This window comes from Roseibium sediminis, assembly GCF_008711325.1.
GTDB lineage: Bacteria > Pseudomonadota > Alphaproteobacteria > Rhizobiales > Stappiaceae > Roseibium > Roseibium sediminis.
Genome location: NZ_VXDB01000033.1, coordinates 19783 through 28354 on the forward strand (window position 1 = coordinate 19783; position 8572 = coordinate 28354).

General features: G+C 57.7%; 10 protein-coding genes. 8 read left to right on the forward strand and 2 right to left on the reverse strand.

What is annotated here, in order from left to right; genetic code table 11:
- Window positions 1–5: 5 nt before the first annotated feature.
- Window positions 6–533: an anthrone oxygenase family protein gene (locus tag F0155_RS21020; RefSeq protein ID WP_150526540.1), complete on the reverse strand. Its 528-nt coding sequence runs from the start codon at window positions 531–533 to the stop codon at window positions 6–8.
- 71 nt (window positions 534–604) lie between these two features.
- Complete coding sequence (locus F0155_RS21025) at window positions 605–868, reverse strand: hypothetical protein (protein WP_150526541.1); 264 nt, start codon at window positions 866–868, stop codon at window positions 605–607.
- Window positions 869–881: 13 nt separating this feature from the next.
- Between F0155_RS21025 and F0155_RS21030 the strand changes: the two genes are divergently transcribed.
- From F0155_RS21030 to F0155_RS21065, 8 genes are all read left to right on the forward strand, one after another.
- Window positions 882–1493 carry a TetR/AcrR family transcriptional regulator gene (locus F0155_RS21030; RefSeq protein WP_150526542.1) on the forward strand — a complete coding sequence of 204 codons (612 nt, stop codon included), beginning with the start codon at window positions 882–884 and terminating at the stop codon, window positions 1491–1493.
- A gap of 169 nt (window positions 1494–1662) precedes the next feature.
- Window positions 1663–2367 (forward strand): corrinoid protein, encoded by a 705-nt coding sequence (locus F0155_RS21035; RefSeq protein ID WP_150526543.1) that lies wholly within the window; start codon window positions 1663–1665, stop codon window positions 2365–2367.
- Window positions 2368–2382: 15 nt separating this feature from the next.
- Entirely contained in the window at window positions 2383–3051 is a 669-nt protein-coding gene (locus tag F0155_RS21040; protein WP_150526544.1) for a DUF1638 domain-containing protein, read from the forward strand.
- Between the two features lie 104 nt (window positions 3052–3155).
- Window positions 3156–3455: a virulence factor gene (locus tag F0155_RS21045; RefSeq protein WP_150526545.1), complete on the forward strand. Its 300-nt coding sequence runs from the start codon at window positions 3156–3158 to the stop codon at window positions 3453–3455.
- Window positions 3452–4336 (forward strand): methylenetetrahydrofolate reductase, encoded by an 885-nt coding sequence (locus F0155_RS21050; RefSeq protein ID WP_150526546.1) that lies wholly within the window; start codon window positions 3452–3454, stop codon window positions 4334–4336. Before F0155_RS21045 ends, F0155_RS21050 begins: the two co-directional genes overlap by 4 nt.
- Before the next feature lie 13 nt (window positions 4337–4349).
- Window positions 4350–5300: a methyltetrahydrofolate cobalamin methyltransferase gene (locus tag F0155_RS21055; protein ID WP_150526547.1), complete on the forward strand. Its 951-nt coding sequence runs from the start codon at window positions 4350–4352 to the stop codon at window positions 5298–5300.
- Between the two features lie 21 nt (window positions 5301–5321).
- Window positions 5322–7355, forward strand: a complete 2034-nt coding sequence (locus F0155_RS21060) for an ASKHA domain-containing protein (RefSeq protein ID WP_150526548.1) — start codon at window positions 5322–5324, stop codon at window positions 7353–7355.
- 244 nt (window positions 7356–7599) lie between these two features.
- Window positions 7600–8148 carry a hypothetical protein gene (locus F0155_RS21065; RefSeq protein WP_150526549.1) on the forward strand — a complete coding sequence of 183 codons (549 nt, stop codon included), beginning with the start codon at window positions 7600–7602 and terminating at the stop codon, window positions 8146–8148.
- Window positions 8149–8572 lie beyond the last annotated feature (424 nt).

Genomic DNA, 8572 nt, shown 5'->3' on the forward strand with positions numbered 1-8572 from the left:
CTTTTTTATACCCTTGAAAAAGCATTCCTTTCAGGAGCGGCACCGAACCCGAGAGAACCGAATGCAATGACAGACAGCACCAAGGCCACACCGGAGAACCCGGTGCGAATCTGGTTCCAGAACTGCCATCGCGGCGAATACTCTGCCCAGATCCGGGCCGCCTCTTGCGGATCGGCCAGAGCCCCAAAGCCCGCCAGCGCCTCGTTCATCGGCACATTGATAGACGCGGTGAGCGCAATTCCCCCAGCCGCATAAACAAGTGCTGCCAGAGTAAACAGCATTGCCGACGGTCCCTTTCGAACCCGAAGCGCGGAAAATGCAGCAAGCGCGAGAAAACCGGGCGTTCCAAAGAAGCAGATGGCAAAAACCCCATTGCGGACAGATGCGTTCATCGCCTGCATTGCCGCGATCGCTGTTTGGGGCGGAAGGGCATCAAGGCCCCACATGGTGGAACACACCCAGGCGTAGAAGAACCCGAAGATACCCCCACAACTCACAACCGCCAGAATTCCCGATACAAAAACCGCTGGCATGCTTACCTCCACAGCCGTAACCTAGGCTTTGTGGACGAACTGGAGACGCATTTCGCCGGGAAATGCGTTGTTCAAGACAAGATGAAGCTGGCGCAGGCGATGCGGTGCATCGTCGAGCCGGATTTACCTTGTCTTGGGCGAAGCAGGCCCGGCCCTTCCGGGTGGATCAAACGGCTGCTGCCTGAAGGAAATGTCCCTTTGAACGTATGTTCAATACGTTCTGCAGGTTCCCTTCCTTCATCCATTGCCGTTTGACCCACGAAATACGCCTCCAGTTCGTCCACAAAGCCTAATGTACGGAACCTAACCGTATTTTTGATTACGGTTTCTTGCAAGACGGGATTTTGTATGAAGACCAACGCAAGGGAAGCCCGCCGTGAGGCGATTGAAATCGCCGCGATCGAAGTCCTTGAAGAAAAGGGCTATGAAGGACTTTCCATGCTTGGGGTGGCCAAACAGGCCAAGGCGTCGAACGAAACCCTGTATCGCTGGTACGGTGACAAGAAGGGTCTTTTCAAATCCCTTGTCCTGCGCAATGCCGACCAGATCCGCGTCTACCTGGACGACCAGCAGGAAAGGCATGCTACTGCCACGCAAACGCTGGAGAATCTGGGGCCAGTGCTGCTGTCCATGCTGTTCAGCAATCGCGCCATCGCGTTGAACCGGGCAGCTGCAGCAGATGCCAGCGGCGAGCTTGGGTCGGCGCTCGCCATGATGGGACGGAACTTCATATCCCCCCGCATTACCGAACTGATCCACCATGCCCGCAAGGAAACCGGATTTCTGGCAAAGCTTCCGCCTGCCAGCATGGACGAGTTCTACTTCTCGATCCTGATCGGAGACTTGCAGGTGCGCTGTGTAACTCATGCCCTTGCCCCACTCTCGGACGAGATCATTGCAGCAAGGGCCGAATGGGCATGGCTCATTTTCCTCACCATGTCATCGCCGCCAAAACCCTGACCCAGCACCTTTTTTCGCCACACGGCATTTAAATTCGTTCAGCAACCTCTCTGTAGTCGTGAAATCGACTGCACATGTCGCAATGATGATATCGACGCAAAATGGCTCGGACATAAGATTTTCTACTTAGAAATCTAGTCTGCGCGTTGATGCGCCCGTGGAGCTGCTCATGTCCGATGAAGACGATATCGATCTGAACGCCCTCTCTGATGACGAGCTCGTCGAGCAAATGCACGACGACCTGTATGACGGGCTTCAGGAAGAAATCCGCGACGGCGTCAACATTCTGCTTGGAAGAGGCTGGACCCCCTACGACATCCTGACCAAGGCACTGGTCGAGGGCATGCGCATCGTTGGCGTCGACTTCCGCGATGGCATCCTCTTCGTTCCCGAAGTTCTGCTCTCTGCCAACGCCATGAAGGCGGGCATGGGCATCCTTCGCCCGCTGCTGGCCGAAACCGGCGCTCCGAAGGTTGGCAAGATGGTGATTGGCACCGTCAAGGGCGACATTCACGACATCGGCAAGAACCTCGTTTCCATGATGATGGAAGGTGCCGGCTTCGAAGTGATCGATATCGGCATCAACAACCCGGTCGAGAACTACCTTGCCGCGATCGAGGAACATCAGCCGGACATCATTGGCATGTCGGCCCTGCTCACCACCACCATGCCCTATATGAAGGTGGTGATCGACACGCTGGTGGAAAAAGGCATTCGCGACAACTACATCGTTCTCGTTGGCGGTGCACCGCTGAACGAGGAATTCGGTGAAGCGGTCGGCGCGGACGCATATTGCCGCGATGCGGCAGTGGCTGTGGAAATGGCGAAAGACCTGATCGCCCGCCGCCACAACCAGCTGGCCGGAAAGGCCTGACGGAAAGTTACGGAAATGGCGGAAGACATTCCCCTCTTCCCGCTGCCTGAAGAAATCGGCCCGGCCAAACAGATTGGCCGGGTTCTTGTTATCGCCTGCGGCGCCCTTGCCCGCGAAATTCTGGCGATCAAGGAGATCAACCGGCTCGACCACATTGATCTCACCTGCCTCCCCGCCCAGCTGCACAATACACCCGACAAGATCCCCGCCGAAGTGCGCCGGACCATCCTGGCCAATCAACCGGCCTATGATGAAATCCTGATCGCCTATGCTGATTGCGGAACCGGCGGGCTTCTCGACAAGGTGATGGACGAAACCGGCGCGAAGCGCATCGGCGGCGCGCATTGCTATGCCTTTTTTACCGGCCTTGAGGAATTCGATTCCCTTGAGGACGACCAGCTCGGCACCTTCTACCTCACGGACTTCCTCGCCCGCCACTTCCAGACCATGGTGGTGGAGCCGCTCGGCCTCGACTGGAAGCCGGAACTGCGCGACATGTATTTCGCGCATTACACCCGCGTGCTCTACCTCGCCCAGACGGACGACCCGAAACTTGAGGAAGCCGCAAAAGCCGCTGCGGAACGACTCCAGCTTCCCTTTGAAAAACGTGCAACCGGATATGGCCTGTTGCAGAATTTCCTGCGCGATTCCGGCCCCGGAAACCCGCAACTCACGGGCGATTGATGCAAGCGACCTCTGCAAGTCGTTTTTGAATTTTCCGGTGCCGCATTCGAACGTCTGGAACCGCCCTCTTTCCGGCAATCATCAGTGGTGAGAGGACACTGGAAATGGCGCAGAAAATCATCGTCTACTGGCGGGATATCCCGGCACAAATCCTTGTAAAACAGGGACGAAAAAGTGCCCGGCGAGAATTGCCGGCAACCTTTATGGAAGTGGTCGATGCCTGTGCAATGCGGGTCGGAGCGAAAGACAGCGAGGCCTATATGGCCGAGTGGCGCAAATCCGACCCGGTGGAAGTGTCCGACGATCTTGAGCAGGAAGCGGAGACCGCTCTTGCCGACATTCTGGCGGCTTACCCCAAGGACCGTCTGAAGCAGTTGCTTGACCAGGGAGGCAAGGAAGCATGACTGATCTCCGACTGACGCCGCAGGGCCGCCTAGCCGCTTCTACCGAAATGTCCCCCAAGCAGGTGGTCGAGAAGACCGAACTGCTGGACTTCATTCCCTACGGCACACGGGTCTATGTCACCGATCTGGGCAATGCTCCGGAAGACATGATCGTGTCTGCAGCCCGCATCCTGCGCGACAAGGGCTACACCCCGGTTCCGCACATGGCTGCCCGTCGGTATCCAACCGTGGACGCCTTCCACCAGCGCATCACCCGCCTCACCCAGGAAGCAGGTGTCACTGACGTGCTTGCCATTGCCGGTGAAACCGATAAGGCGGGTCCGCTGACCTCTTCGGTCGCGCTGCTGGAAACCGGCCTGTTCGACAAGCTCGGCATCAAGACGATTGCCGTTGCCGGCCACCCGGAAGGCGCACCGGATATCAAGCCGGACGTCATCAAGTCGTTCCTGATGCGCAAGCACGAGCTGGCCGCGGAAAGCGACGCACAGTTCATCATCGCAACACAGTTCGGCTTTGATCCGCACCGGGTTAGCCAGTGGCTGGACGAGCTGGTCGCCTGGGGCAACAAGTTCCCGGTTCACATCGGCATCGCCGGCCCGGCCAAGATGACGACCCTGATCAAGTTCGCCGCATTTGCTGGCGTCGAGAATTCCCTGAACTTCCTGAAGAAGCGCGGCGGGTCTGTTGTTTCCATGCTGGCAGGGTATGACCCGGCAACCATGGTCGAGCCGCTTGAGGCCCGCATTCTGACGAAGCCGGACACCCAGCTCGCGCAGCTCCACGTTTACCCCTTCGGCGGCATCCAGAAGACCGGCGAATGGCTCCTTGATCGCGGAAACTGGTCTTTTCGCGGTGAAAATTCGTCATCCCTGACAGCTTGAAGGCAATAAGAACATGACACGCACCATTGTGGCATCGGCGACCAGAGAAGTCGTCATCGGCTTCGACCAGCCCTTTTGCGTCATCGGCGAGCGGATCAACCCGACCGGTCGCAAGAAGCTGGCAGCGGAAATGAACGAAGGCAACTTCGAGACCGTGAAGGCCGACGCCCTTGCGCAGGTCGCAGCTGGCGCCACCATGCTCGACGTCAATGCCGGTGTAACCGCCGTCAACCCGAACGAAACCGAACCGCCACTTCTGGTGAAGACGCTTGAAATCGTTCAGGAACTGGTTGATGTGCCACTGTCCATCGACTCCTCGGTGACAGCTGCCATCGAGGCAGGCCTGAGGGTTGCCAAGGGCCGCCCGCTGGTAAATTCCGTCACCGGTGAAGAGGAAAAGCTGGAAGCCATCCTGCCGTTGATCAAGAAATACAACGTGCCGGTTGTCGCCATCTCCAACGACGAGACCGGCATTTCCGAAGATCCGGATGTGCGTTTTGAAGTTGCCAAGAAGATCGTCCAGCGCGCAGCCGATTTCGGTATCCCCGCGCACGATATTGTCGTGGACCCGCTCGTCATGCCGATCGGCGCAATGGGCACCGCCGGCAAGCAGGTTTTCGCCCTTCTGCGCCGTTTGCGCGAGGAGCTGAAGGTCAACACGACCTGCGGCCTCTCCAACATCTCCTTCGGCCTGCCGCATCGCCACGGCATCAACGCCGGCTTCATTCCGATGGTCATTGGTGCAGGCATGACGTCTGCGATCATGAACCCGTGCCGTCCACAGGAAATGGAAGCAGTGCATGCGGCGAACGTCCTGAACGGTACGGATCCGAATTGTCAGGAATGGATCATGAAGTATCGTGATCACCAGCCCGCAGCCGCAGGCGCCACAACTCCGACCGACGCTGCAGCATCTGCAGGCGGACGCCGTCGCGGTGGCCGTGCTGCGCGCAGGTCTGCATAAACCGGCAATGACGGAGCGCGAATGAGCGGCCCCAAGGAACTGGCAAAAGTCGTCTTTCAACCGAGTGGCCGACGGGGAACCTTTCCCGTCGGCACTCCCTTGTTGGATGCCGCGCGATCGCTCGGCGTCTATGTGGAATCTGTCTGTGGCGGACGCGGCATTTGCGGGCGCTGCCAGATCTCGGTTTCCGAGGGCACCTTTGCCAAGGAAAACGTGGTCAGCGCAGCAGAGCATCTGGCTACGGCAACCGAGGCAGAAAACCGCTACGCCGAGAAACGCAATCTGGCGACCGACCGACGACTTTCCTGTCAGGCCAAGATCCTGGGTGACCTTGTCGTCGACGTTCCGACCGATGCGCAAACGAACCGTCAGGTCGTCAGAAAGCGCGCTGAAGCCAAGACGATCGAGCCTGCCTCACCGGTCCGGCTGGTGACTGTCACCATTGAAGAACCGGACATGGAAACGCCGCGCGGCGACGCGGACCGGCTGCGGGAGGCCGTGGAAGCAGCCAGCGGTGTTGCTCCCCTCACCGTCGATCCGATCCTTCTCCCCAGGGTTCAGTCAATCCTGCGACAGGGCAAGTGGACGGTGACGGCCGCCCTCCATCAGGACGGCGACAATCCGGCGAGCCTTTGCGCCCTATGGCCGGGCGAAAAGTCTTTTGCATATGGCCTTGCCGTGGATATCGGCTCCACCACCATCGCAGCGCATCTGTGCAACCTGCAGAACGGGCGAACCGTCACCTCGCAGGGGACATCAAACCCGCAGATCCGCTTTGGCGAAGACCTCATGTCGCGCGTGTCCTACGTGCAGATGAACCCTGCCAAGCTGCCGGATCTCACCAAGGCCGTGCGCGATGCCATCAATTCGCTGATCGGCAAACTGGTGGCAGATGTCGGCGCAGAGCGGACAGACATTCTGGACGCTGTTTTTGTCGGCAACCCGGTGATGCACCACCTCTTCCTCGGCATCGACCCGGTGGAGCTGGGCGGAGCGCCCTTTGCCTTGGCCGTTTCCGATGCCCTGCACCTCAATGCCCGCGATCTCGGGCTTGAACTCAATCCCGGCGCAAGGGTCTATATGCTGCCCTGTATCGCCGGTCATGTTGGCGCCGATGCGGCCGCCGCAACCCTTTCCGAAAGCCCTTACAAGGCAGAGGACATCACGCTTCTGGTCGATGTGGGGACCAACGCGGAAATCGTGCTCGGCAATTCGGACCGCTTGCTTGCGGCCAGTTCCCCGACCGGACCTGCCTTTGAGGGCGCGGAAATCTCCTCCGGTCAGCGGGCGGCCCCCGGTGCCATCGAGCGCCTGCGCATCAACCGCGACACGCTGGAACCACGCTACAAGGTCATCGGCCTTGATGAATGGTCGGATGAAGAAGGCTTTGCCGAAAAGATCGATCAGGTCGGCATCACGGGCATTTGCGGCTCCGGCATCATTGAGGCCGTGGCCGAGATGTATCTCTGCGGCCTGATCACAGAAGACGGCGTCATTGACGGATCGATGGCCGCGCGCACAGACCGCATTCAGGCAACAGGCCGCACCTTCTCCTACCAGATCGCCGACCGGGACGTGGATATCAAAATCCTGCAGACCGACATTCGCGCCATCCAGCTCGCCAAGGCGGCGCTCTATGCCGGTGTGAAGCTGTTGCAGGACAAGCTCGGCACCGATCGGATCGACAGGGTCAAGCTCGCAGGTGCCTTCGGCAGCTATATCGACCCGACCTACGCCATGGTTTTGGGCCTCATCCCCGATTGTCCGGTCGACAACGTGTCCGGCGTCGGCAATGCCGCCGGAACCGGCGCCCGCATGGCCCTCCTCAATCAGGGCTACCGCCGGGAAATCGAGCAAACAGTCCGCGAGATCGAAAAGATCGAAACCGCACTGGAACCCAAGTTCCAGGAGCATTTCGTCAACGCCATGGCCCTGCCCAACAAGGTCGACCCCTTCCCCAACCTCCGCGCAGCCGTCGAGTTGCCAGAGCGCAAGGAACTGGAACCGGCAGGCGGCGATGACGGCGGCAGACGGCGGCGCCGGCGGCGGGGGTAGTTTTCCTCCAGCATTCCGGACAAGCTCAGCAAAGCTGCGCCTTGATCCGGATGCCGTGAACTCACCCGCTTCGTCACACTTGGCCCTGACCCAAGCATCCGCAAGCCTTTGAATTCGTTAGATCCGAGACACAAGGCCGAGGATGACGACGGAGGGGTCTTTATGCCAAGCCCGTTAAACCCGTTGGGTCGGCCCCAAGATTGCCAAACAAACACGCTAACCGGCTTCAAACCGGAGTGAATATATGCGTCGTTGGTATTTGTGGGTTGGTGGGATTGTTCTGTTCTTCGCCATTTGGTGGAACCAGCCTTATTTCGGTTGGAACTATTGCGTTGGCAAAGGCTGGATGAGTGACGAGGACTTTTTAGAAGAGCTTAGACCGAATCTACTTGGGCCGGATTCACAAAGCCCGTCGGCGGACAAGGCAAGACATATCGTAAATGAAGCCATTGACCTCATGAAAGAATGCATCGCCCAACGCGGACTAGAATATTGCCAATATGCTGGTCCTGATACTGACGGCCCAATAGCAGGGCAACGAATAAATCGACCCGAGCCATATGGTAAATATAAATACAGATATATCAAGAATTCGTCTAATGTAGGAATTAGCATTCTACCTATAGAAGATGCTGAAGTTACTCATATTAGTTTTTATACTTATGATTTCAGCATTTTCAAGGGATCTAGTATTGATGAAAATGGATTATACAATCGAACCGGCTTTAAAGAAATAGGCTTTAGTGCTGTTTGCATTCTGGGTTGTAGTTGCAATAAAAATTTCAGAGGATGAGGTCGTGATATGACAGATTCAATTGTTTGCTCCAGTTCATCGGGATGGTTACTACCCTGACAAGACCACCATGCGCGGGATCCGAACTCTCATCTCCCTCGTCACACTTGGCCTAACCCCGAGCATCCGCAAGCCTCTGAATTCGTTAGACTCTCGGCACAGAACCGAGGATGACGGCGGAGGGGTTTGAATGCCAAGCCCGTTAAACCCGCTGGGTCGGCCCCAAGATTGCCAAACAAACACGCTAACCGGCTTTAAACCGGAGTGAATATATGCGTCGTTGGTATTTTTGGGTTGGAGGTATTGTTCTGTTCTTCGCCATTTGGTGGAACCAGCCGTATTTCGGTTGGAGCTACTGCTTGCGCACAGTGATCCTCCCCCTTTGAATTGGTCCGCCCCTATAGTTAGGAAACGGAGGATCAGA